The following is a 22,225-nucleotide window of genomic DNA, read 5'->3' on the forward strand; positions in this document are numbered from 1 at the left end:
GGGCACGTTCACAGTGATGATGACGATCCAGCGACAACCAACAGATCCATATTCCCACGCCGCGCCTTGTTACAAGGCGATTCGGGAACCTCGGAATCGCTACATGATCGACTATGCTTGAGCAGCGAAGGGAAACGGAAGTGGTTCAACACCCCATGGATATCAAATTCACCCACCGGCTGTCGTACAAGCAAGCCAGGCTTACCGTGCTGGTCGGGTTCATTCTGGGCACGCTGCTCAGTCTGCTGCAAATAGGCATCGATTATGCCAGTGAAGACGCCTCCATCAACCGTGAAATCCTGTCTTTGCTGGAAATCAGCCACAATCCGGCATCACGCATTGCCTACAACATCGACGCCGAACTGGCCCAGGAACTCACCCTGGGCCTGTTGCGTTCGCCGGCGATCATCTCGGCGCAACTGACCGACAACAACAATACCGTGCTCGCCAGCGTCAAACGCCCGGAGCTGCAAAGCGGCTATCGGGTCATCAGCGACTTTCTGTTTGGCGCCAAGCGCCAGTTCGAGGATCGTCTGTACCTGGATCATCTGCCCAATGAATCGCTGGGAGTGTTGAGCCTTGAAGTCGATACCTATGCGTTCGGCAGCCGCTTCCTGCGCCGCGCCGAGGTCACTCTGCTCAACGGTTTTGCCCGCAGCCTGATCCTCACCGGCATTCTCCTGGCGCTGTTCTACGTGATGCTGACCAAACCGCTGGTGCGGGTCATCCGCGAACTCAGCGGGCGCGACCCGCGCAGTGCCGAACCGACCACGCTGGAATGTCCGACCGGGCACGCCAACGATGAAATCGGCGTGCTGGTCAAAGTCGCCAATCAGCAGTTCGAGAACATCGCCACCGAAATCCAGCAGCGGCGCAATGCCGAAAATCGCCTGACCGACTACCTCGGCCAACTGGAAAACATCGTTTCGGCACGCACCGCCGAACTCAAAGCAATCAACGCGCGACTCAGTCAATCCAATCAGGAACTTGAAGTCGCCCGCAGCACCGCGCTGGAAATGGCCGAGGCACGCTCGGCGTTCCTTGCCAACATGAGCCATGAAATCCGCACACCGCTCAATGGCCTGCTGGGGATGATCGCCCTGTCCCTCGACGGCCCGTTGAATGCCGAACAACAGCAACAACTGTCGATCGCCCATGACTCCGGCAAGGTGCTGGTCGAGTTGCTCAACGATATTCTCGACCTGTCGAAATTCGACGCCGGGCAGCTTGAGCTTGAGCACATCCCGTTCGATCTGGGATCGCTGATCGAAGACACGGCCAACCTGCTGTCGCAGAACGCTGCGCCGAGCGTGGAACTGACCTGCCTGATCGGCCCGCATTTCCCGGCGCTGGTGCTGGGGGATCCGACCCGGGTCCGGCAGATCGTCAGCAACCTGTTATCCAACGCCCTGAAATTCACCCGTTTCGGTCGGGTGGACGTACGCCTGTCGACCTACAAGGACGGCGTGCGCATCGAAGTCTGCGACACCGGTATCGGTATCGCTCAGGACGCGCAGGTGAAGATCTTCCAGCCATTTACCCAGGCCGGGGCCGGCATCACCCGCCAATACGGCGGCACCGGGCTCGGTCTGGCGCTGACCTATAACCTCTGCGAAGCGATGCAGGGACGCCTGACCATCAGTTCCGAAACGGGTTTCGGCAGTCAGTTCTGCGCCGAGTTGCCCCTGCCTTGCCACACGCGGGCGCTGGCCCCCGCGCCATTGCACGGCAAAGTGCTGGCCATCACCGCAGGCAGCAGTGGCCTGGCCGAGTTGCTCAAGAGTCTGCTGCCGGCGTGGGGACTCGAATACGAACAGCGCACCATCGATGACTCACTGCTGGGCCTGACCCCGGACGTGTTGATCACCGACTGCCCGGAGTGCCTGTTTGGGTTACGTCCGACACTGGTAGCGCCGATTCTGCTGGTGACCGCCTACGGCAGTTTTCTGCCCAGCGAAGAAGCGGCCGCCCTCGCCCCTTTGCAACAACAGGCCCGTCCGTTGGCGCGCAACGCGCTGTATCAGAATCTGCGGCGCACGCTGCAACCGGACATCGCCACCATCAGCGATGCGCAGCTGGAAACCGCCCCCACCGTACGGCGCGGGCGCGTGCTGCTGGTCGAGGACAATCCGGTCAATCAACTGGTGGCCAAAGGCATGCTCGGCAAACTCGGCTGTGACGTCATCGTGGCGGCCCATGGTGCCGAAGCGCTGGACCAGTTGGAGTACCACGAATTCGATCTGGTGTTGATGGACTGCAACATGCCGGTGATGGACGGCTACGAAGCGAGTCGGCAGATCCGCCAGAGTGGGCGCTGGCCGCAACTGCCGATCGTTGCCCTGACCGCCAACGCCATGTCCGAAGAACGCGAACGCTGCCGGGCCGCGGGCATGAGCGACTATCTGGCGAAACCGTTCCGCCGCGAAGAACTCGCGGCGCTGCTCGACCAGTGGATCCCGACTACGACAGCGCTTTGATCTGCCCAAGGAGGTGATCGAGACCGTCGCGCAAATCATTGAGCCGGTCCAGATCAACCCCGCTGTCGCACAGCAGACGCGCCTTCAGCGGCGCGACCTGCTCGCGTAATGACTGACCTGCGGCGGTCAGGCTCAAGTGCACTTCGCGCTCATCACGCGCCGAACGTTGCCGCTGCACCAGTTGCAACTGCTCCAGACGCTTGAGCAGTGGCGTCAAGGTGCCGGAATCCAGCGCCAACCGCTCACCCAGTGCCTTGACTGTCGGCTGCTCCGGCGCGCTGTCCTGCCATTCCCACAACACCAGCATCGCCAGGTATTGCGGATAGGTCAGGCCGAGCTGATCGAGCATCGGCTTGTAGGCACGAATCACCGCCCGGGACGCCGCGTACAACTTGAAGCACAACTGACTGTCGAGCTTCAGCGAATCGACCGGCACGCTATTCATTTGAGCAGGGCTTCGATCTCGCGGCTCAGGTCCTGCGGCTTGGTGGCCGGGGCGAAGCGCTTGACCAACTGGCCATCCTTGCCGATGAGGAACTTGGTGAAATTCCACTTGATGCCTTGCGAACCGAGTACGCCCGGCGCACGTTTCTTCAACTGCACGAACAATGGATGCGCGCCCGCGCCATTGACTTCGATCTTCTTGAACAGCGGGAAGCTGACGCCGAAATTCAGCTCGCAGAACTCGCTGATCGCACCTTCGTTGCCCGGTTCCTGCTTGCCGAACTGATTGCACGGAAAGCCCAATACCACCAGGCCTTGATCCTTGTAGGTCTGCCACAGCTCTTCAAGGCCTTTGTATTGCGGGGTGAAGCCGCACTTGCTGGCGGTGTTGACCACCAGCACGGCTTTGCCGGCGAAGTCGGCGAGGGTCTTTTGCTCACCCTTGATGGTGGTGCACGGGATATTCAGCAGGTTGTCGCTCATGACAGGAACTCCGCAGACAGTCGGGAAAGGCCAAACATAGCGAGCAATTAAATTGTGTGCAATTTAATTATCAAAAAACAAGGCGACCCGCAGATCGCCTTCATTCATTTATTCGCGTGGCTCAAGGTTCAGGCACACCGAATTGATGCAATAACGCAGACCGGTCGGCGGCGGACCGTCGGGGAACACATGGCCCAAGTGCGCATCGCAGCGCGCGCACTTCACTTCAGTACGGATCATGCCGTGCGTGGTATCACGTATTTCGGTCATCGCGCTTTCGCCGATCGGCGCGTAGAAGCTCGGCCAGCCGCAGCCGGATTCGAATTTGGTCGTGGAGTCGAACAGCGGCTCAGTGCAGCAGACACAGTGATAAACGCCGTCGGTTTTGGTTGCGTTGTATTTGCCGGAGAACGGTCGCTCGGTGGCACTGAGGCGGCAAACCTCGTACTGCTGCGGATCGAGCATGGCTTTCCATTCTTCCAGGGTTTTTTCCAACTTTTCCATCATCACACCTCAGCGGCTGAAAAAGCCCGATCTGTACCTTTTCCACGGATCGGGCGGCACGTATGATTGCGCCTCGTCACGCACCAGTCTGGCAGTCAGACCGGGCGCATTCAAACGGATTCTGGCAGCCGCGGCTCAAGACGTCCGCCTGTGCGAAGACGCAGGAATCCCAGTACGGTTGTCCATCCGCCGTCTGGATCGTTCATTTTCGGGATCACATCGCCATGCAGTTCAGCAAATCGAACAAGCTCGCCAACGTCTGCTACGACATTCGCGGCCCGGTGCTCAAGCACGCCAAACGACTGGAAGAGGAAGGCCAACGCATCCTCAAGCTGAACATCGGCAACCCGGCGCCGTTTGGTTTCGAGGCGCCGGACGAAATTCTTCAGGATGTGATCCGCAACCTGCCGACCGCGCAAGGCTACAGCGACTCCAAAGGCCTGTTCAGCGCGCGTAAAGCGGTGATGCAGTATTACCAGCAGAAAAACGTCGAAGGTGTCGGTATCGAAGACATCTACCTGGGCAACGGCGTGTCCGAACTGATCGTGATGTCGCTGCAGGCGCTGCTCAACAACGGTGACGAAGTGCTGGTGCCGGCCCCGGATTATCCACTGTGGACCGCCGCCGTCAGCCTCGCCGGTGGCAATGCCGTGCATTACCTGTGCGACGAAGGCGCCGGCTGGTTCCCGGACCTGGCCGACATCAAGGCCAAGATCACCCCGAACACCAAGGCCATGGTGATCATCAACCCGAACAACCCGACCGGCGCGGTGTATTCGAAGGAAGTGTTGCTGGGCATGCTGGAAATCGCCCGTGCACACAACCTGGTGGTGTTCTCCGACGAAATCTACGACAAGATTCTGTACGACGATGCCGTGCACATCTGCACCGCGTCACTGGCGCCGGACCTGCTCTGTCTGACCTTCAACGGTCTGTCGAAGTCCTACCGCGTAGCGGGTTTCCGTTCCGGCTGGATCGCCATCTCCGGGCCGAAACACAACGCGCAAAGCTACATCGAAGGCATCGACATGCTGGCCAACATGCGCCTGTGCGCCAACGTGCCGAGCCAGCACGCGATCCAGACCGCACTGGGCGGCTATCAGAGCATCAATGATCTGGTGCTGCCGCAGGGTCGCCTACTCGAACAGCGCAACCGCACCTGGGAGTTGCTCAACGACATTCCGGGCGTGAGCTGCGTCAAGCCGATGGGCGCGCTGTACGCGTTCCCGAAAATCGATCCGAAGGTCTGCCCGATCCACAACGACGAGAAATTCGTCCTCGACCTGCTGCTCTCCGAGAAGCTGCTGGTGGTGCAGGGCACAGCGTTCAACTGGCCGTGGCCGGATCACTTCCGCGTCGTCACCCTGCCGCGCGTCGATGATCTGGAAATGGCCATCGGCCGCATCGGCAACTTCCTCAAGTCCTACCGCCAGTAACTGGCCAGCAGTGCGCAACGGCCAAACGTTGCGCACTGTCTGATTCAGCAACACTTCTGCGTTCCGCGTCTGCACACGCCTTCTACACTTGCGATTCGTATCAGTCATCCGCGCCTGAGGTAATGGCGACGGGTCGCGGCTGGCTGTCATCCCTATCGGTATCTGTTGTGGGAAATGTGCCAAGCACCGAAGAATCCGCTGTAGGACACAGTTTGAAATAGTCACTCAGTTGAATAGCCCGGTGCAGCACCTTATATACCCCGCAGTACGCTACATCTTTAGCTTGAGGAGATTTCTACAACCATGATGCGCATCCTGCTGTTTTTGGCCACTAACCTGGCGGTCGTGCTGATAGCCAGCATCACCCTGAGCCTGTTCGGCTTCAACGGGTTCATGGCGGCCAACGGGGTTGATCTCGACCTCAGTCAGCTGCTGGTTTTCTGTGCGGTCTTTGGTTTCGCCGGCTCGCTGTTCTCGCTGTTCATCTCCAAGTGGATGGCGAAGATGAGCACCGGTACCCAGATCATCAGCCAGCCACGTACCCGGCATGAGCAATGGCTGCTGCAAACCGTAGAGCAACTGTCCCGCGAAGCCGGGATCAAGATGCCCGAAGTCGGTATTTTCCCGGCCTATGAAGCGAACGCGTTCGCCACTGGCTGGAACAAGAACGACGCACTGGTCGCGGTCAGCCAGGGCTTGCTCGAGCGTTTTTCGCCCGATGAAGTGAAAGCCGTGCTGGCCCACGAAATCGGTCACGTCGCCAACGGTGACATGGTCACGCTGGCGCTGATCCAGGGCGTGGTGAACACCTTCGTGATGTTCTTTGCGCGGATCATCGGCAACTTCGTCGACAAGGTGATCTTCAAGAACGAAGAAGGCCAGGGCATCGCCTATTACGTTGCGACCATCTTCGCCGAACTGGTACTGGGCATTCTCGCCAGTGCGATCGTCATGTGGTTCTCGCGCAAACGCGAATTCCGCGCCGACGAAGCTGGCGCACGCCTGGCCGGCACCAGCGCGATGATCGGCGCACTGCAACGCTTGCGCGCCGAACAGGGCCTGCCGGTGCACATGCCCGACACCCTGAACGCCTTCGGCATCAACGGTGGCATCAAACAGGGCTTCGCCCGCATGTTCATGAGCCACCCGCCGCTGGAAGAGCGTATTGACGCGCTGCGTCGTCGCGGTTGATCTGACCGGTGTAAACATGAAGAAGGCCCGCAGTGATGCGGGCCTTTTTTATACATACAAATAATGGTTGTTGCTGATGACCTCTTCGCGAGCAGGCTCGCTCCCACATTGGATTGTTGTATACAGGTCCAGTGTGGGAGCGAGCCTGCTCGCGAAGGGGCCGGCACTGTCATCAAAAATCTATCGGGGAGAAACCCGGTAAACCCGCTCCTCCAGCCGCGTCACGCCAGCCTCAAGGAACTTTCCACTCTCCGCCAGCACATCCTGCTCCTCAAGTACCTGCACCTGCCAGACATCCCCCAGCAAGCGCTGCACTTCATCATCCCCCACCGCAAACGGCGGCCCCGGCATCTGCGCCTGATCGTAATCCAGCGTAATCAACAACCCCTCCACACCCTGCGCCAGGATCTGCTGAAGATGCCCCGCATAACGCTCACGCATCGGTGCGGGCAAGGCAATCAACGCGGCACGGTCGTATAACGCGGTGCAATCGGCCACATCGCTCGCTGTCAGCGCAAAGAAGTCGCCGCACCAGAGCTCGATGGCGTCACTGTGATAAACCTTGAACGCGCCCTTCTCGCTGATCTGCGGCTGCACCTGATGCTCATGGAAAAAGTCCTCGATAGCTTTTTCCGACAGTTCGATCCCGAGCACCTGATGACCGCGCCCGGCCAGCCACGCCAAATCCAGACTTTTCCCACACAAAGGCACAAGCACCCGCGCCGATGCCGGAACCGCCCAGTGCCGCTGCAAATACGGATTCACTTCCGGCAGGTGAAAACCAATCTGACCGGACGCCCACTTCTTGTGCCAAAACTCAGGCTGCATGCATCACTCCCAAAAATTCGATCAAAAAGCGTTAAAACTTATATTAGATTTAGATCAATGATCTGACTGAAGATGAGGCCATCTTAACGCTCAGGAACCCATCATGTTTCCCAGCCTGTTTATTTCCCACGGTTCACCCATGCTCGCGCTGGAACCCGGAGCCAGCGGCCCGGCGCTGGCGCGTCTGGCCGCCGAATTAGCCAAACCCAAAGCCATCGTGATCGTGTCTGCACATTGGGAAAGCCATGAACTGCTGGTCAGCAGCCATGCGCAACCGGAAACCTGGCACGACTTCGGCGGTTTTCCCCGCGCACTGTTTGAAGTGCAATACCCGGCGCCGGGCAATCCGCAACTGGCTGCCGAAGTGGCTGATTTGCTGACGGCCAACAACCTGCCTGCCCGCCTCGATCCGCAACGTCCTTTCGATCACGGCGTTTGGGTGCCGCTGTCGCTGATGTACCCACAGGCGGATATTCCCGTGGTGCAGGTTTCGCTGCCGAGCCGCGCGGGCCCGGCGCTGCAAACCCGGGTCGGCCGAGCGCTGGCGGGTCTGCGTGATCAAGGCATTTTGCTGATCGGCTCCGGCAGCATCACCCACAATCTGCGCGAACTGGACTGGCACGCCGGCCCGGAAAGTGTCGAGCCGTGGGCGCGGGATTTCCGTGACTGGATCATCGACAAACTCGCAATCAATGATGAGGCGGCGCTGCATGATTATCGCCAGCAAGCGCCGCATGCGGTGCGCAGCCATCCGAGTGATGAGCATTTGTTGCCGCTGTATTTCGCCCGGGGTGCCGGTGGTGAGTTCAGCGTGGCGCACAAGGGCTTCACGATGGGTGCGTTGGGCATGGATATTTATCGCTTCGGTTGACGCCTTCGCGAGCAGGCTCGCTCCCACAAAGGCAAAAATCAGGCAAAAAAAATCCCCGAACCAGTCGGGGATTTTTTATGTTCGATCAATCAGCCCAAGGGCGGATCAATCTTCGCGGTAGCGACGCAGTTTCAGCTGCTTACCGGCAACGCGAGTGTCCTTCAGTTTGGTCAGGAGTTTGTCCAGACCATCTTCCGGCAGCTCGACGAGGCTGAAGCTGTCACGCACCTGGATGCGACCGATCGCTTCACGGGCCAGACCGCCTTCGTTGAGGATGGCGCCCAGCAGGTTTTTCGCAGCGATACCGTCACGCGCACCCAGCGCGGTACGGCAACGAGCACGGCCTTCGCCCAAAGGCATTGGCGCGCGACGCTCGCGGTCACCACGATCAGGACGATCACCGGTGCGCTCAGGACGGTCGCCACGCGGTGCGTTGTTCGGCACCAGTGGACGTTCCTTCTCGATGGCAGCCAGGTTCAGCGCTTGACCGTTGGTGGCTTTGCGCAGCAGGGCTGCAGCCAGAGCACGCGGGGTGCAGCCGATGTCTGCAGTCAGACGGTCGAGCAGCTCACCGTGAGTCGATTCGGCATCAGCAACCAGCGGCGACAGGCTGTTGGTCAGTTTCTTGATGCGTGCATCGAGAACGGCCTGAGCATCCGGCAGGCGGACTTCAGCGACTTTCTGACCGGTTACACGCTCGATCACTTGCAGCATGCGGCGCTCACGTGGAGTCACCAGCAGCAGTGCACGACCTTCGCGACCGGCACGGCCGGTACGGCCGATACGGTGAACGTAGGATTCCGGGTCGTACGGCATGTCAACGTTGAACACGTGAGTGATGCGCGGAACGTCCAGACCACGCGCAGCAACGTCGGTCGCCACAACGATGTCCAGACGGCCATCTTTCAGCGAGTCGATCACGCGCTCACGCTGGTTCTGGGCGATGTCGCCGTTCAGCGCCGCGGCTTTGTAGCCTTTGGCGTCGAGGGCGCTGGCCAGATCCAGGGTCGCTTGCTTGGTACGTACGAACATGATCAGTGCGTCGAAATCTTCCACTTCCAGCAAGCTGAGAACGGCCGAAGTCTTCTGGTCAGCGTGAACCAACAGGTGAGCCTGTTCGATCGCGGTAACGGTCTGGGTCTTGGTCTGGATCTTGACGTGTTGCGGATCGCGCAGGTGGCGTTCGGCAATGGCGCGGATCGACTGTGGCAGGGTAGCCGAGAACAAAACGGTCTGACGGGTCGCTGGCAGAGCCTTGAAGATGACTTCCAGGTCATCCATGAAGCCCAGTTTCAACATTTCGTCAGCTTCGTCGAGAACCAGGTGGTTCACGGTCGACAGGACTTTTTCGTCACGACGCAGGTGGTCGCAGAGACGGCCCGGAGTGGCGACAACGATCTGTGCGCCATTACGGATTGCTTTCAGTTGCGGGCCCATCGGCGCGCCGCCGTAAACGGCCACAACGGTAACGCCCGGCATTTGCTTGGCGTAAGTTTCGAAAGCGGTTGCTACTTGCAGCGCCAACTCACGAGTTGGCGCCAGGATCAGGGCTTGCGGTTCGCGCTTGGCAGGATCGATGCGGTGCAGGATAGGCAGTGCGAACGCGGCGGTTTTACCGGTACCGGTTTGCGCCTGGCCAATCATGTCCTGGCCGGCCATGATGATCGGGATCGATTGCTGCTGAATCGCCGAAGGCTCTTCGTAGCCAGTCGCTGCGACGGCTGCAAGAATATTCGGGTTGAGATTAAAAGCGGCGAATCCGCCGGTTTCCTGGGTCATGGGTCTGCCTCTAAGTGCATCCGCAAAGACCCATGCTCCAAAGCTGCGCATGCCGTGTTGAGACTCAAGAGTCGCCCTGGCAGCTTTGTCGGCGGGGATTTGCGAAAACGAATGAATGAAAAAAAGAATCGTCCGGGAAGAGCCCGCAATGCGGACGTGCAGCCGAAGCTGACTTCGGGAAATTGCGCTACCTAAACGCGGCCCGGTTAAAGGCCGGCGCGCACTATACCGGATTTTGCCAAAAAAGGGAGCTTTTTTTATCGTCAAAATACCTGTGTCACCGCTGTGTAACGGGGTTTTGCGGATAATCGCGCCAAGGTCTATTTTTCAAAGGCCCGGCCCTGCGGGCGATGACGCTTAAACGATTCACCGACGTGCGGCATTCCGTCGCCGCACCCGCCCTTCCCGCCCGAGGATTTGCCATGAATCAGCCCTGCCCCGGCCGCGTCAGCCGTGAACGCCGCGGTCACGTCCATCTGATTGGTCTGGATCGCGCGGCCAAGCGCAACGCTTTTGACCTCGACCTGCTCAACGAGCTAAGCCTGGCCTACGGCGAGTTCGAGGCCGACAGCGAGGCGCGGGTAGCGGTGGTGTTCGGCCATGGCGAGCACTTTACCGCCGGTCTGGATCTGGTCAATGCCAGCTCGGCGTTGGCGCAAGGCTGGCAGGTTCCGACCGGTGGTTGCGATCCATGGGGTGTTTTCGTCGGGCCACGGGTGAGCAAACCGGTGATTGTCGCCGCGCAGGGTTACTGCCTGACCATCGGCATCGAGTTGATGCTGGCAGCCGATATCAACCTCTGCGCGAGCAATACCCGTTTCGCGCAAATGGAAGTGCAGCGTGGGATTTTTCCTTTTGGTGGCGCGACTTTACGTTTTCAGCAGATCGCCGGCTGGGGCAATGCGATGCGCTGGTTGCTGACCGGCGATGAGTTTGATGCGCACGATGCGTTGCACTTGGGATTGGTGCAGGAAGTGATGGCCAGCGAAGATCTGCTGCCACGGGCGATTGAATTGGCAGAGCGGATTGCCCGGCAGGCGCCGTTGGGCGTGCAGGCCACGTTGATGTCGGCGCGGCAGGCGCGGTATGAAGGTGAGATGGCGGCGGCGCAAGGGTTGCCGGCGTTGGTGAAGAAGTTGCTGGCCAGTGAGGATGCGAAGGAAGGGGTGCGCTCGTTGGTTGAGCGGCGGCCTGGAGTTTTCAAAGGGATCTAGGATTGGCGGCGTTCATGATGCCCCCTTCGCGAGCAAGCTCGCTCCCACAGAAAGCATGCATTCCAATGTGGGAGCGAGCTTGCTCGCGAAGGGGCCATCACTGAGAACTCAGGTCGCGGGGCGAATCGCGTTGATCAACGACTGCAACGAATACCCCAGTCGCGGCGCCAAGGCTTCAGCCCGCGCAGTCAACGCCTGCATGTCCAGCACCTGATCGAGGTCCGCCGGGACAATCAGAATCACGTTGCCCTCCTTCACCGGCAATTCCCAATAGTGCCGGTGATAGAGACCACGCAACAACGCCGCACCCAACGGCTTGCCGTCATCGGTGGCCCACTGATTGATCACCAGCCAGCCACCCGGATTCAAACGCTTCTGGCAGTCGCCAAGAAAACTCCAGGCCAAGTGCCCGACGCCCGGCCCGACATCCGTGTAAAGGTCGACGAAAATCAGGTCCGCCGGTTCAGCGCTCGGCAGCAACTCCAGCGCATCGCCGACGCGAATGTACAGCCGCGGATCATCATCCAGGCCAAGGTATTCGATGGCCAGACGCGGCACGTCAGGGCGCAGTTCAATCGCTTCGACATCTTCCAGCGGCAGAAACTTGAGGCAGGCCTGCGTCAGCGTACCGGCGCCGAGCCCGAGGAACAGCGCACTCTCCGGCTGCTCATGGCACAACGCGCCGATCAGCATCGCGCGGGTGTAGTCGTATTCCAGCCAGCTCGGATCAGCGGTGAACACGCAGCTCTGTTCGATCGCATCGCCGAACTCGAGAAAGCGGTAGTCGGCCACTTCCAGCACGCGAATCACGCCGAACTCATCCTGTACTTCGGCGAGCAGATGCTCGACGCGCTCCTCAGTCATTTCGTCTCCTGATGGTCACCGGGCGCGGTGACGCGATGGCACCGCTGTGGCGCCGTGGCAAAGCGGCGATTGTCGGCGATGGGGCGGGAGCAGGTCACGCACTAATTGCTGCTAACATGGCCTTCCGTGCGTAGACCCTTAGAGACCGTGATGAGCCAACCGTGGAGCCCTGACAGCTGGCGCGCCCTGCCGATCCAGCAACAACCCCAATACCCCGACGCCGCGCACTTGCGCCAGGTCGAGCAAACCCTGGCCAGTTATCCACCACTGGTGTTTGCCGGTGAAGCGCGCGAACTGCGCCGGCAGTTTGCCGAAGTCACCCAGGGTCGGGCATTCCTGCTGCAGGGTGGCGATTGCGCGGAAAGCTTTGCCGAGTTCTCCGCGGCGAAGATTCGCGACACCTTTAAAGTGTTGCTGCAAATGGCCATCGTCATGACCTTTGCCGCCGGTTGCCCGGTGGTCAAGGTTGGGCGCATGGCCGGTCAGTTCGCCAAACCGCGTTCGGCCAACGACGAGACCATCGACGGCGTGACCCTGCCGGCTTATCGCGGCGACATCGTCAACGGCATCGGTTTCGATGAGAAGAGCCGCGTACCGGATCCGGAACGCCTGCTGCAGTCCTATCACCAGTCCACCGCCACGCTGAACCTGTTGCGCGCGTTTGCTCAGGGCGGTTTTGCCGACCTGCACCAAGTGCACAAGTGGAACCTCGATTTCATCGCCAATTCGGCGCTGGCCGAGAAGTACAGCCACCTCGCCGACCGCATCGATGAAACCCTGGCGTTCATGCGCGCCTGCGGCATGGACAGTTCGCCACAACTGCGCGAAACCAGTTTTTTCACCGCCCACGAAGCGCTGCTGCTGAACTACGAAGAAGCGTTCGTGCGCCGCGACAGCCTGACCAACGATTACTACGATTGCTCGGCGCACATGCTGTGGATCGGCGACCGCACCCGTCAGCTCGACGGCGCGCATGTCGAATTCCTCCGTGGCGTGAACAACCCGATCGGCGTGAAGGTCGGCCCGAGCATGAACCCGGATGACCTGATCCGCCTGATCGATGTGCTCAACCCGGACAACGATCCGGGCCGTCTGAACCTGATTGCGCGGATGGGCGCGAACAAGGTCGGTGATCACCTGCCGGCGCTGATCCGCGCGGTGCAGCGTGAGGGCAAGCAAGTGCTGTGGAGTTCCGACCCGATGCACGGCAACACCATCAAGGCCAGCAGCGGTTACAAGACCCGCGACTTTGCGCAGATCCTCGGTGAGGTTAAACAGTTCTTCCAGGTGCACGAAGCCGAAGGCAGTTATGCCGGCGGGATTCACATCGAGATGACCGGGCAGAACGTCACCGAATGCATCGGTGGTGCGCGGCCGATTACTGAAGATGGCTTGTCGGATCGCTATCACACGCACTGTGATCCGCGGATGAATGCCGATCAGTCGCTGGAGTTGGCATTTTTGATCGCCGAGACGCTGAAGCAGGTTCGTCGCTAGACCGCGACGCCTGCAATCGCTAGCAGGCTAGCTCCCAGAGGGGATTTGTGTTCGACGCAGATCCAGTGTGGGAGCGAGCCTGCTCGCGAAGAGGCCGGCTCAGACACCGCCAATCTCTGCCAATGCCACCCGCAACCGCGCCGCACTCTCACGCAGACAATTGAGCTGTACCCGCGCCAGCCCCAGCCAATCGGCCATCTCCCGAAGATTCACCGCCAACGCCAACATCCCCTCGTCATCCAGCCCTTTTTCCTCCTCGTGCACCGCATGCACCGCCAACTGCCCGGCCGCCCGCTCGGCACGCAGATCCACCCGCGCCGCAATCCGCTCGTTGTGCAAAAACGGCAACACGTAATAGCCGTAAACCCGCTTGTCCTGCGGCGTATAAATCTCGAGGCGATACCTGAAGTCGAACAAACGCTCAGTGCGGCTGCGCTCCCAGATCAACGAATCAAACGGCGATAACAACGCACTGGCCGCCACCTTGCGCGGGACTGTCGGCTCCGCCAGGCAATAAGCGATTTGCCGCCAACCGGCGACTTCGCACATTTGCAGTTGCCCTGCTTCGATCAGTTCGGCCAGACGCGGACGCGCATCCGCCGGGTTCAGGCGAAAGTAATCACGCAGGTCTTTTTCAGTGCCGACGCCCAGTGCCTGCACCGCGTGCAGCAGTAACCCACGCTGCGCCTCAGCCTCGTCAGGTAACGCTTGCTGAAGGATCGAAGAGGGAATCACCCGCTCCGGCAAATCATACAAACGCTCAAATCCGCGACGCCCCGCCACCGTCACTTCACCGGCGGCGAATAACCACTCCAGCGCATGCTTTTCCGCGCTCCAGTCCCACCACGGTCCGGCCTTGTCTTGGCGAGTCGATAAACTGCCGGCGCCCAATGCGCCCTGCTGTTCAACCGCACTCAAGACCCGGCGAACCACGTCCTGCTGCTCGCGACCGAATCTGGCCAGTTGCTGATAGATATCCTCGCCACGCCTGGCGCGCTGCATGCGCCAGCCCATCAGCGGATACATCGACAGCGGCAGCAACGACGCCTCGTGCCCCCAGTATTCGAACAACGAACGACGTCGCCCCGAACTCCAGGCAGCCTGGTCGAGCAAATCGGAAGAATAGGCACCCAGACGGGAAAACAGCGGCAGGTAGTGCGAGCGCACCACGGCGTTGACGGAATCGATTTGCAGCAGGCCCAGCCGCTCGATCAGCCGGTTGAGGTGCGCGGCTTTGACTGTCGGCGGCTGGCGCCCGTTGAATCCTTGGGCAGCCAGCGCCAGTCGTCGTGCCTGTTTAAGGGAAAAGGCCAGAGTCGCGGGCATGAGCATCTCCTTGTCTGCTCGCAACCTACCTCACTGGAAGTGGGTTTGTGTAGCGCTCTGCTCATCATTTATGCAGCGGTCATTTATGCATCGGGTCATCCCAGAACGGCCGCACGGCTTCGTGTTCGACGTCGGCACGACTGACGCCGATGTCTTTCAACGCTTCGTCGCTCAGACTGGCAAGCAACTCGCGCTCACGGTGCAGTTCGTACCAGCGGCTAAACTTGTGCAGCAGGTCGGAAACGATATGGCCGTGGCCATCGAATTTGTCTTCGCTTACGTACTCTCTTTGACCTTTCATCGTGTTGCCCTCCTTGTGGATGGCTCAAGTCTCGCGCCGGCGCTAAGATCAATCCAACGAATGTTTCTGATGGCATGCATCACGGAGATTCATCAATTGTCCGCCTACCCCAGTATCGATACCGATGTCCTGCGCACCTTTGTCGCAATCGCTGATCAGGGCGGCTTCACCCGCGCCGGCGAAATGGTCAACCGCACGCAATCGGCGGTGAGCATGCAGATGAAACGTCTGGAAGAGGACGTGTTGCAGCGTCAGCTGTTCGAACGTGACGGACGTCAGGTGCGCCTGACCGCCGAGGGCCAGGTGCTGCTCGGCTATGCGCGGCGCATCCTCAAGTTGCACAGTGAAGTGTTCAACACCTTGCGCGAGCCGCACATGGTCGGCACCGTGCGCATCGGCACACCGGATGATTACGTGATGCGTTTTCTGCCAGGGATTCTGTCGCGTTTTGCGCAGTTCTATCCGCTGATCCAGATCGAAGTGCATTGCGAGTCGACCAAGCAATTGTTGCAACGCACGGATCTGGACCTGTCGATCGTCACTCGCGAGCCGGGCAACGAGATCGGCCAGTTACTGCGCAAGGAGCGTTTCGTCTGGGCCGAAGCGCAAAACTTCAGCGCCCACGAACAGACGCCACTGCCCTTGGCAATGTTCAACAGTGATTGTTTCTGCCGCTTGTGGGCGTGTAATGCGCTGGATGCGATGGGCCGCGAATACCGCATCGCCTATAACAGCACCAGCCTCTCGGCGCTGATGGCGGTAGTGAGCGCGGGTCTGGCGATCACCGCGCAACTGGAAAGCCTGATCACCCCGGACATGCGCATTCTGGGCGCCGCCGAAGATCTGCCGCTGTTGCCTGAGGCCAGCATCATGCTGATCCGCAACCTGAACAATCCGTCGCCGATCACCGAATGCCTGGCCGAGCACATCGTCGAAGGCTTCAAACTTTAAACGCGAGCATCACTGCACACAGCACCAGAAAACCGCAGAACAGCCCACGCAGGAGTTTTTCCGGCATGGCGTGGGCGACTTTCACCCCCCAACTGATGCTTGCCAGACCGCCGATCGCCAGTGGCAGACCGATCATCCAGTCGACTTCGTGGTGTACCGCGTAAGTCACCAGAGTCACGCCGGTGCTTGGCAAGGCCAGCGCCAGCGACAAACCTTGAGCAACCACTTGCGTGGTGCCGAACAGGCTCGTCAGCACCGGCGTTGCCACCACCGCCCCGCCAACACCGAACAAGCCACCCATAGACCCGGACGCCGCGCCGAGTACGCCGAGCCAAGGCCAGGAATAGCGCATTTCGGAAGTCGCAGCGGGTTGCTTGCCGAACATCTTCAACAGGTTGTAGGCCGAGAGCACCACCAGAAATGCGACAAAACCGATGCGCATGGTTTGCGCATCAATGCCCACCGCCCAGATCGAACCGATCCACGCAAAGCAGAAACCCATCACCGCCAAGGGCAGCGCATGCCGCAACTCGATGCGATTGCGCTGGTGATATCGCCACAGCGCCAGCATTACGTTCGGCACCACCATGACCAGCGCCGTGCCTTGGGCGATCTGCTGATCAAGGCCAAACCACACGCCGAGCAACGGAATGGCGATCAAGCCGCCGCCGATGCCGAAAATGCCGCCCAGTGTGCCAAGGGCGGCGCCGAACAACAGGTACAACAAAAACTCCATCACAGCCGAATTCCTCTCACGTCAGGCGACTCATCCTACGCAGTCATGGCTGGCGGGGAAACGCACAGCAACGCACAATGGCTATGCCGATTTCGCACAAGCGCAGAATTCAACATGAACCCTAATCAGTTGACCGATCAACTCGGGCTGTTTCTCGATGTATTGGAGAGTGGCAGTTTTTCCGCCGCTTCGCGCCGTCATCCGCTGACACCTTCGGCGGTCGCGCGACGTATCGACAGCCTGGAAAGCGCGGTCGGCAGCCAGTTGTTCATTCGCAGCACTCACGCCGTGCTCGCCACGCCGGCCGGTCTCGCGTTTGCCGAGCGGGCACGACGCATCGTTGCCGAACTGCAACTGGCCCGCGCTGAAGCTGTGTCGCTGAGCAGTGCGCCGGAGGGCCTGATTCGCATCGATGCTCCGGCGGCATTCGGGCGGCGACATCTGGCGCCGGTGATTGCCGATTTCCTCGTTCTGTATCCGGGGCTCGATGTGCAATTGCACTTGATCGACAGTTTCGTCGACATGGGCGGTTCGAACCTGGGCAAAGTCGATCTGGTGCTGCGCGCCGGACAAATGGCTGATACCCGATTGGTTGCCACACCCTTGGCGAGCATGGTGCGTATTGCCTGCGCCAGTCCGGACTACCTCAAGCGCCGTGGTGTGCCTGGCAGTCCGGCGCAACTGAGCGAGCATGACGGCCTCGACTGGGACGGCCTCGCACCGCCGTTCGCCTGGCGCTTCGAGCAGGACGGCCAGATGCAATTGCACCGCCCGGCGCGCATCCGCATGAGCGCCAACAATGCCGAGGCGCTGGTCTGCGGTGCCTTGGCTGGCTTGGGCATCGCGCATCTGCCGACATGGCTGGCCAGCGAATACCTGCTGCGTGGCGAACTGCTGCCGTTGTTCTGCGAAAACGGCCTGCCAAGCCCGGAGTCCACCGGCATTTACGCCTTGCGCATGGAACAACAAACCAATTCGCGCAGCCGCTTGTTGCTTGAATATCTCAAGACCCGCTTCAGTCCGGTGCCACCATGGGATCTGGCGCTACAGCGAGATCTGGGCCGGCACTAGCGCTGGAAAATTATCTGGCGCATTAAAGATTCGAGCGCTAGATTCATGCCCATTACCGAACAAGGCTTTTGACATGACTTCCGAACGCGACACCTGCGACGACCTGCTGCTGGATAACCAGGCGTGCTTCGCCCTGCATTCCACTTCACTGATGATGACCAAAGTCTACAAACCGCTGTTGCAGGCGCTGGGCCTGACATATCCGCAGTACCTGGCAATGATGGTGCTGTGGGAGAAGGATGGTTTGACTGTCGGAGAAATCAGCACGCGCCTGTTGACCGACCCCGGCTCGCTGACACCGCTGCTCAAACGCCTGGAAGGTGAAGGGCTGCTCAGCCGTACCCGCAGTCGTGAGGATGAGCGGGTGGTGATTGTCGAGCTGACCGAGCAAGGCCGGGCATTGAAAGAAAAAGCCCAGACGGTCCCGCAATGCATCCTTGGCGCCAGCGGTTTTTCTCTGGAACGCCTGCAAAACCTGCAAGCGGAGTTGCAGGCGCTGCGTAGCCATCTACAAGAAAGCCTGATCTGACCTCTGCACAGTCCCCTGTGGGAGCGAGCCTGCTCGCGAATGCGTAGTGTCAGTCGATATGAATGGTGACTGATACACCGCATTCGCGAGCAGGCTCGCTCCCACATTGATTTCATCGACAGCAAAATATTTTCACCACCTGATCTACCGCGCATTCCGCTCTAACTCCAGCCTTACAGCCCCCCTCTAATACCCGCTCACTCGCAAAAACGCAGCTTCTGCGAAAATTTATCTTGCGCACTAAATATTCGCGCGATACATTCATCTCGTACTTACTTAGCGCGCAAACAACTAGCGCACAAAACGAACCCGACGAGGCTCACACCATGCAAACTCTCTACACCGCAATCGCAACCTCCACTGGCGGCCGTGATGGTCGTGCGATCTCCAGCGACAACATCCTCGACGTCAAACTCGCTACGCCGAAAGAACTCGGCGGTGCCGGCGGCGCGGCGACCAACCCTGAGCAGCTGTTCGCTGCCGGCTACTCCGCCTGCTTCATCGGCGCACTGAAATTCGTGGCCAGCCAGACCAAACGCAAAATCCCGGACGACGCCTCGATCACCGCGCACGTCGGCATCGGCCAGATCCCTGGCGGTTTCGGTCTGGACATCGACTTGCACATCAGCCTGCCGGGCCTGGAACAAGCCGACGCGCAGAGCCTGGTCGACGCGGCTCACCAGGTCTGCCCGTACTCCAACGCCACCCGTGGCAATGTCGAGGTACGTCTGCACACCACCGTCTGAAACCAGACAAAATCCCCTGTGTGCGAGCCTGCTCGCGAAAGCGATCAATCAGTCAATGAGATGTCGACTGTACTGACGCCATCGCGAGCAGGCTCACGCCTACAGGGGTCTGCGGCGTGACACAAATCGCAGGCACAAAAAAGCCCGACTCAATGGTCGGGCTTTTTCTTTCCGCAAAAACCAGTGCTTATTTGGCACGGCCTTTGTAGGAACCGCCTTCGCGGGTGTCGATTTCGATCTTGTCACCGATTTCGATGAAGTCAGCAACTTGCAGCTCAGTACCGTTGGCCAGCTTGGCTGGCTTCATGACTTTGCCGGAAGTGTCGCCACGAGCCGAACCTTCGGTGTAGTCAACTACACGCACGATGGTGGTCGGCAGCTCTACGGAAACCAGACGCTCTTCGAAGAAGATCGCTTCGCAAACATCGGTCATGCCTTCTTCAACGAAAGGCAGAACTGCTTCGATGTCTTCAGCGTTCAGCTCGTACATGGTGTAGTCAGTGGTGTCCATGAACGTGTAGGTGTCGCCACTGATGAAGGACAGGGTCGCTTCTTTGCGGTCGAGGATTACGTCGTCCAGTTTGTCGTCAGCGCTGTAAACGATCTCGGTCTTGTAACCGGTCAGCAGGTTTTTCAGCTTGGTCTTCATGATCGCGCTGTTACGGCCCGACTTGGTGAATTCAGCTTTCTGAACCAGCCAAGGATCGTTCTCGAGACGGATCACGGTACCGGGTTTCAGTTCTTTACCAGTTTTCATTGCGAATATCCGAATTTGGATGGGATTTACAAAAATCTAGGCCGCGTATCATATCCAATTTAGGTAAAACTGTACCAGCGCTGCGGCAAGATCGGCCTGCAAGCCTTGTTCCAGACACCACGCTTCGGCATTTCCCTGCAGTTCTGGCCAATGATTACGGGCAGCAAGCCAGTGTTCGCCGATAGGCTGACCGGCACTCCAGGCGCGCCAGAGACCGTTCATCGCCTCGGCAGCAGCCGGCGAGAGCCCTTTGGTATACAGCGCAAGGAAGGCGTCGAGCTTGTCCAGATGGATGTCTTCGTCCTGCTGGTAGATGTGCCAGAGCATCGGCCGCCCTGCCCATTGCGCACGGACGAACGAATCTTCGCCGCGCACCGCGTTGAAATCGCAGCACCAGAGCAGGTGATCGTACTGATCCTGCCGGACGAACGGTAACACCTGCACGGTGAGCGACTGACGCACATGGATTGCGCCGACCGTCAGGGTTTCCACCCCGAGCCAGCGCGCCACGTCGCCGAGAATCCGCCCTTCCGGCACCAAAAGATGTGTCGGTGCAGCATCGGCTGCCAACACATCGAGCCAACTGGCCAGCCCGGCATTCTCATAGGCAAACAGCGAAATCAACTGAGCACCCGGTGCGCAATCGACTCCCAGACCTTGCAGGAATTGTCGCTGCGCTTGGGCATCCTGTTGAAACTGCCGACGCTGCTCAAGCAATCCGCGCTCACGCAATAGCCCGCCCGTGCCCGGCTGGAACCCTGGAAAGAAGAAGAATTTCTGCACCGATTTATATTTGACCGACGGCAAACCGTGACAGCCGATGACCCAGTCCTCGGCACTGAGATAGTCGAGGTTCATCCACAGCGGCGGCTTTTCCCGCGCGGCCATGGCATCCATGTAATCGCCGGGCAACTGGCAGGCAAACGCGGCGATCACCACATCAGCGGCTTCGGTCGGCGGCCAGTCTTGTGGCCACTGCCGCACCTCGACGCCTTGTTGCCGTTGCTGCGTGACGTTGATGTCGATTTCGGGGCAAATTCGTTCGAATGCGCGCAGATCATCCACCCACAACCGCACCGCCACGCAGTGCTCAGCCACCAGTTGCCGGGCCAGACGCCAGGTCACGCCGATGTCGCCATAGTTGTCGACCACGGCGCAAAAAATATCCCAGCGGGTATTCAGTTGCTGCATTCATGACTCCCGTTGGCAAAAGCAGCGATTGTCCGCATAAATGACCTCGCGCAGAAGAGCCGACGGCGATTAATCTTCGTGCGACAATCGCCACTCGCCCGCAATCATCCGCCAGGAGGCAGTCATGCCCTACCGTCCCACCCCGCGCCGGCCCTTGCCCGTTCAGCTTAGTGCGCTGCATTTGACCGGTAGCATTGCCCTGGGCATGTGGCTGGGCTTTCTCGCCATTGCCCTGACCTGCTGGCTGCTGGCGCATTTGCTGTTCAAGGAACAATTGGCGCCGGTGGCCCAGGCGGTGCAGCAACTGGCCAATCCACCGGCAGCGGTTCAGGTACAGCCGGATATTCCGCCGCAGAGCCCGTTGTTCGACCAGTACGAAGAAAACCTGCGCAAGAACGAGCAGCAGGCACGCCTCGATCAAGCGCGCAGCAGCACACGGAATCAGTCAAACCCGAAATGCCAGTTCTGGCTGCAACAGGACCAGACTGCCCCGAGCGAAAAAAGCCGCGCCAACGTTTTGCAATTCTGCGATTGATCATGAACAAGCACACGGTTCACCAACTGATTCTCGACAAACTGCGCATCGACCTCGACATCGCCGAACGCGCCGCAAAAACCGCTTACGAAACCGCGACCCACGAAGAAAACATCGCCGAAAACAAGTACGACACGCTGGGTCTTGAGGCGTCGTATCTGGCGGCGGGTCAGGCGAAACGGGTCGAGGAAATCCGTCAGTCACTGGTGCTGTGCCAGAACCTGACGCTGCGTGCCTACGATGAACATCGCGGCATTGAAGTCGGTGCCCTGCTCGGTCTGGAAGACGAAAAGGGTCGCGAACAATGGCTGTTTCTGGCGCCGGATGCCGCAGGCCTGAAAGTCGATGTGGTCGGTCAGCCGATTACCGTCATCACCCCGCGCTCGCCGCTGGGCAAAAGCCTGCTGGGCAAGTTCGAAGGCGATGAGGTGGAGATTCTGGTGGCAGGCACCCGGCAACAGTTCGCTGTCACCGAGGTGCTCTGAAACAACCGG

The 22,225-nt window shown here is 59.7% G+C and carries 23 protein-coding genes; 12 read left to right on the plus strand and 11 right to left on the minus strand.

What is annotated here, in order from left to right; all coding sequences use genetic code 11:
* Nucleotides 1–155 precede the first annotated feature (155 nt).
* Nucleotides 156–2,477 (plus strand): hybrid sensor histidine kinase/response regulator, encoded by a 2,322-nt coding sequence (locus tag A8O26_RS24240; protein WP_064120240.1) that lies wholly within the window; start codon nt 156–158, stop codon nt 2,475–2,477.
* Here A8O26_RS24240 and A8O26_RS24245 read toward each other — a convergent pair.
* The 3 genes from A8O26_RS24245 to msrB all read right to left on the minus strand — a co-directional run bounded on the left by A8O26_RS24245 (nt 2,461) and on the right by msrB (nt 3,908).
* Nucleotides 2,461–2,922 carry a MarR family winged helix-turn-helix transcriptional regulator gene (locus A8O26_RS24245; protein WP_064120241.1) on the minus strand — a complete coding sequence of 154 codons (462 nt, stop codon included), beginning with the start codon at nt 2,920–2,922 and terminating at the stop codon, nt 2,461–2,463. The two genes, A8O26_RS24240 and A8O26_RS24245, sit on opposite strands and share 17 nt — an antisense overlap.
* Nucleotides 2,919–3,404 carry a glutathione peroxidase gene (locus A8O26_RS24250; protein ID WP_034155230.1) on the minus strand — a complete coding sequence of 162 codons (486 nt, stop codon included), beginning with the start codon at nt 3,402–3,404 and terminating at the stop codon, nt 2,919–2,921. The genes A8O26_RS24245 and A8O26_RS24250 overlap by 4 nt, the downstream gene beginning before the upstream one ends.
* A 108-nt stretch (nt 3,405–3,512) precedes the next feature.
* The gene (gene msrB, locus A8O26_RS24255; protein ID WP_064120242.1) at nt 3,513–3,908 is read right to left on the minus strand and encodes a peptide-methionine (R)-S-oxide reductase MsrB; all 396 of its coding nucleotides are present in this window, start codon (nt 3,906–3,908) and stop codon (nt 3,513–3,515) included.
* A gap of 224 nt (nt 3,909–4,132) precedes the next feature.
* Between msrB and A8O26_RS24260 the strand changes: the two genes are divergently transcribed.
* A complete protein-coding gene (locus tag A8O26_RS24260) occupies nt 4,133–5,344 on the plus strand; it encodes a pyridoxal phosphate-dependent aminotransferase (protein ID WP_025113152.1) in 1,212 nt (403 codons plus the stop codon).
* 303 nt (nt 5,345–5,647) lie between these two features.
* The gene (htpX, locus tag A8O26_RS24265) at nt 5,648–6,535 is read left to right on the plus strand and encodes a protease HtpX (protein ID WP_007908619.1); all 888 of its coding nucleotides are present in this window, start codon (nt 5,648–5,650) and stop codon (nt 6,533–6,535) included.
* Between the two features lie 180 nt (nt 6,536–6,715).
* Here the strand turns inward: htpX and A8O26_RS24270 are convergent, their stop codons facing one another.
* Nucleotides 6,716–7,363 (minus strand): thiopurine S-methyltransferase, encoded by a 648-nt coding sequence (locus tag A8O26_RS24270; protein WP_064120243.1) that lies wholly within the window; start codon nt 7,361–7,363, stop codon nt 6,716–6,718.
* Between the two features lie 103 nt (nt 7,364–7,466).
* On the opposite strand from A8O26_RS24270, the gene A8O26_RS24275 reads away from it, so the two are divergent.
* Nucleotides 7,467–8,234 carry a DODA-type extradiol aromatic ring-opening family dioxygenase gene (locus A8O26_RS24275; protein WP_064120244.1) on the plus strand — a complete coding sequence of 256 codons (768 nt, stop codon included), beginning with the start codon at nt 7,467–7,469 and terminating at the stop codon, nt 8,232–8,234.
* A 105-nt stretch (nt 8,235–8,339) separates the two neighbouring features.
* Here the strand turns inward: A8O26_RS24275 and A8O26_RS24280 are convergent, their stop codons facing one another.
* On the minus strand, nt 8,340–10,013 hold the full coding sequence (locus A8O26_RS24280) for a DEAD/DEAH box helicase (RefSeq protein ID WP_008088238.1): 1,674 nt from the start codon (nt 10,011–10,013) through the stop codon (nt 8,340–8,342).
* 422 nt (nt 10,014–10,435) lie between these two features.
* Here A8O26_RS24280 and A8O26_RS24285 point away from each other — a divergent pair, with 422 nt between their 5' ends.
* Nucleotides 10,436–11,227 carry a crotonase/enoyl-CoA hydratase family protein gene (locus tag A8O26_RS24285; protein ID WP_064120245.1) on the plus strand — a complete coding sequence of 264 codons (792 nt, stop codon included), beginning with the start codon at nt 10,436–10,438 and terminating at the stop codon, nt 11,225–11,227.
* A gap of 108 nt (nt 11,228–11,335) precedes the next feature.
* Here the strand turns inward: A8O26_RS24285 and A8O26_RS24290 are convergent, their stop codons facing one another.
* Nucleotides 11,336–12,091, minus strand: a complete 756-nt coding sequence (locus A8O26_RS24290; protein ID WP_064120246.1) for a spermidine synthase — start codon at nt 12,089–12,091, stop codon at nt 11,336–11,338.
* A 150-nt stretch (nt 12,092–12,241) separates the two neighbouring features.
* On the opposite strand from A8O26_RS24290, the gene A8O26_RS24295 reads away from it, so the two are divergent.
* A complete protein-coding gene (locus tag A8O26_RS24295; RefSeq protein WP_003226774.1) occupies nt 12,242–13,588 on the plus strand; it encodes a class II 3-deoxy-7-phosphoheptulonate synthase in 1,347 nt (448 codons plus the stop codon).
* Nucleotides 13,589–13,687: 99 nt separating this feature from the next.
* Here A8O26_RS24295 and A8O26_RS24300 read toward each other — a convergent pair whose 3' ends face one another.
* Both A8O26_RS24300 and A8O26_RS24305 read right to left on the minus strand, forming a co-directional pair.
* On the minus strand, nt 13,688–14,914 hold the full coding sequence (locus tag A8O26_RS24300) for a winged helix-turn-helix domain-containing protein (RefSeq protein WP_064120247.1): 1,227 nt from the start codon (nt 14,912–14,914) through the stop codon (nt 13,688–13,690).
* 79 nt (nt 14,915–14,993) lie between these two features.
* A complete protein-coding gene (locus tag A8O26_RS24305) occupies nt 14,994–15,215 on the minus strand; it encodes a DUF1127 domain-containing protein (RefSeq protein WP_064120248.1) in 222 nt (73 codons plus the stop codon).
* Nucleotides 15,216–15,311: 96 nt separating this feature from the next.
* Between A8O26_RS24305 and A8O26_RS24310 the strand changes: the two genes are divergently transcribed.
* On the plus strand, nt 15,312–16,166 hold the full coding sequence (locus A8O26_RS24310) for a LysR substrate-binding domain-containing protein (RefSeq protein WP_007908606.1): 855 nt from the start codon (nt 15,312–15,314) through the stop codon (nt 16,164–16,166).
* Here the strand turns inward: A8O26_RS24310 and A8O26_RS24315 are convergent.
* On the minus strand, nt 16,156–16,905 hold the full coding sequence (locus tag A8O26_RS24315) for a sulfite exporter TauE/SafE family protein (RefSeq protein WP_172828205.1): 750 nt from the start codon (nt 16,903–16,905) through the stop codon (nt 16,156–16,158). The two genes, A8O26_RS24310 and A8O26_RS24315, sit on opposite strands and share 11 nt — an antisense overlap.
* Nucleotides 16,906–17,016: 111 nt before the next feature.
* Between A8O26_RS24315 and A8O26_RS24320 the strand changes: the two genes are divergently transcribed.
* From A8O26_RS24320 to A8O26_RS24330, 3 genes are all read left to right on the plus strand, one after another.
* The gene (locus A8O26_RS24320) at nt 17,017–17,973 is read left to right on the plus strand and encodes a LysR family transcriptional regulator (RefSeq protein ID WP_064120250.1); all 957 of its coding nucleotides are present in this window, start codon (nt 17,017–17,019) and stop codon (nt 17,971–17,973) included.
* 73 nt (nt 17,974–18,046) lie between these two features.
* Entirely contained in the window at nt 18,047–18,502 is a 456-nt protein-coding gene (locus A8O26_RS24325) for a MarR family winged helix-turn-helix transcriptional regulator (RefSeq protein WP_064120251.1), read from the plus strand.
* 326 nt (nt 18,503–18,828) lie between these two features.
* Nucleotides 18,829–19,248 (plus strand): organic hydroperoxide resistance protein, encoded by a 420-nt coding sequence (locus A8O26_RS24330; protein WP_064120252.1) that lies wholly within the window; start codon nt 18,829–18,831, stop codon nt 19,246–19,248.
* A 187-nt stretch (nt 19,249–19,435) separates the two neighbouring features.
* Here the strand turns inward: A8O26_RS24330 and A8O26_RS24335 are convergent, their stop codons facing one another.
* Both A8O26_RS24335 and earP read right to left on the minus strand, forming a co-directional pair.
* Complete coding sequence (locus A8O26_RS24335; protein WP_007908599.1) at nt 19,436–20,005, minus strand: elongation factor P; 570 nt, start codon at nt 20,003–20,005, stop codon at nt 19,436–19,438.
* Nucleotides 20,006–20,053: 48 nt separating this feature from the next.
* Nucleotides 20,054–21,196, minus strand: coding sequence for an elongation factor P maturation arginine rhamnosyltransferase EarP (gene earP, locus A8O26_RS24340; protein WP_064120253.1), 1,143 nt, complete (start codon nt 21,194–21,196; stop codon nt 20,054–20,056).
* 124 nt (nt 21,197–21,320) lie between these two features.
* Between earP and A8O26_RS24345 the strand changes: the two genes are divergently transcribed.
* On the plus strand, nt 21,321–21,731 hold the full coding sequence (locus tag A8O26_RS24345; protein WP_064120254.1) for a hypothetical protein: 411 nt from the start codon (nt 21,321–21,323) through the stop codon (nt 21,729–21,731).
* 2 nt (nt 21,732–21,733) lie between these two features.
* Nucleotides 21,734–22,216: a GreA/GreB family elongation factor gene (locus A8O26_RS24350; protein WP_064120255.1), complete on the plus strand. Its 483-nt coding sequence runs from the start codon at nt 21,734–21,736 to the stop codon at nt 22,214–22,216.
* Nucleotides 22,217–22,225 lie beyond the last annotated feature (9 nt).

The sequence above is a fragment of the Pseudomonas fluorescens genome, from assembly GCF_001648775.1.
In the GTDB taxonomy this organism is placed as follows: Bacteria; Pseudomonadota; Gammaproteobacteria; order Pseudomonadales; family Pseudomonadaceae; genus Aquipseudomonas; species Aquipseudomonas fluorescens_M.

Bases quoted from the DNA above. Each gene is read 5' to 3' on its own strand.
- A8O26_RS24240 (WP_064120240.1), top strand. From the start codon at position 156: ATGGATATCAAATTCACCCACCGGCTGTCGTACAAGCAAGCCAGGCTT.
- A8O26_RS24245 (WP_064120241.1), bottom strand. From the start codon at position 2,922: ATGAATAGCGTGCCGGTCGATTCGCTGAAGCTCGACAGTCAGTTGTGC.
- A8O26_RS24290 (WP_064120246.1), bottom strand. From the start codon at position 12,091: ATGACTGAGGAGCGCGTCGAGCATCTGCTCGCCGAAGTACAGGATGAG.
- A8O26_RS24260 (WP_025113152.1), top strand. From the start codon at position 4,133: ATGCAGTTCAGCAAATCGAACAAGCTCGCCAACGTCTGCTACGACATT.
- A8O26_RS24350 (WP_064120255.1), top strand. From the start codon at position 21,734: ATGAACAAGCACACGGTTCACCAACTGATTCTCGACAAACTGCGCATC.
- A8O26_RS24295 (WP_003226774.1), top strand. From the start codon at position 12,242: ATGAGCCAACCGTGGAGCCCTGACAGCTGGCGCGCCCTGCCGATCCAG.
- A8O26_RS24305 (WP_064120248.1), bottom strand. From the start codon at position 15,215: ATGAAAGGTCAAAGAGAGTACGTAAGCGAAGACAAATTCGATGGCCAC.
- A8O26_RS24280 (WP_008088238.1), bottom strand. From the start codon at position 10,013: ATGACCCAGGAAACCGGCGGATTCGCCGCTTTTAATCTCAACCCGAAT.
- A8O26_RS24335 (WP_007908599.1), bottom strand. From the start codon at position 20,005: ATGAAAACTGGTAAAGAACTGAAACCCGGTACCGTGATCCGTCTCGAG.
- A8O26_RS24285 (WP_064120245.1), top strand. From the start codon at position 10,436: ATGAATCAGCCCTGCCCCGGCCGCGTCAGCCGTGAACGCCGCGGTCAC.
- A8O26_RS24300 (WP_064120247.1), bottom strand. From the start codon at position 14,914: ATGCCCGCGACTCTGGCCTTTTCCCTTAAACAGGCACGACGACTGGCG.
- msrB (WP_064120242.1), bottom strand. From the start codon at position 3,908: ATGGAAAAGTTGGAAAAAACCCTGGAAGAATGGAAAGCCATGCTCGAT.
- A8O26_RS24270 (WP_064120243.1), bottom strand. From the start codon at position 7,363: ATGCAGCCTGAGTTTTGGCACAAGAAGTGGGCGTCCGGTCAGATTGGT.
- A8O26_RS24320 (WP_064120250.1), top strand. From the start codon at position 17,017: ATGAACCCTAATCAGTTGACCGATCAACTCGGGCTGTTTCTCGATGTA.
- earP (WP_064120253.1), bottom strand. From the start codon at position 21,196: ATGCAGCAACTGAATACCCGCTGGGATATTTTTTGCGCCGTGGTCGAC.
- A8O26_RS24345 (WP_064120254.1), top strand. From the start codon at position 21,321: ATGCCCTACCGTCCCACCCCGCGCCGGCCCTTGCCCGTTCAGCTTAGT.
- A8O26_RS24330 (WP_064120252.1), top strand. From the start codon at position 18,829: ATGCAAACTCTCTACACCGCAATCGCAACCTCCACTGGCGGCCGTGAT.
- A8O26_RS24250 (WP_034155230.1), bottom strand. From the start codon at position 3,404: ATGAGCGACAACCTGCTGAATATCCCGTGCACCACCATCAAGGGTGAG.
- A8O26_RS24275 (WP_064120244.1), top strand. From the start codon at position 7,467: ATGTTTCCCAGCCTGTTTATTTCCCACGGTTCACCCATGCTCGCGCTG.
- A8O26_RS24325 (WP_064120251.1), top strand. From the start codon at position 18,047: ATGACTTCCGAACGCGACACCTGCGACGACCTGCTGCTGGATAACCAG.
- htpX (WP_007908619.1), top strand. From the start codon at position 5,648: ATGATGCGCATCCTGCTGTTTTTGGCCACTAACCTGGCGGTCGTGCTG.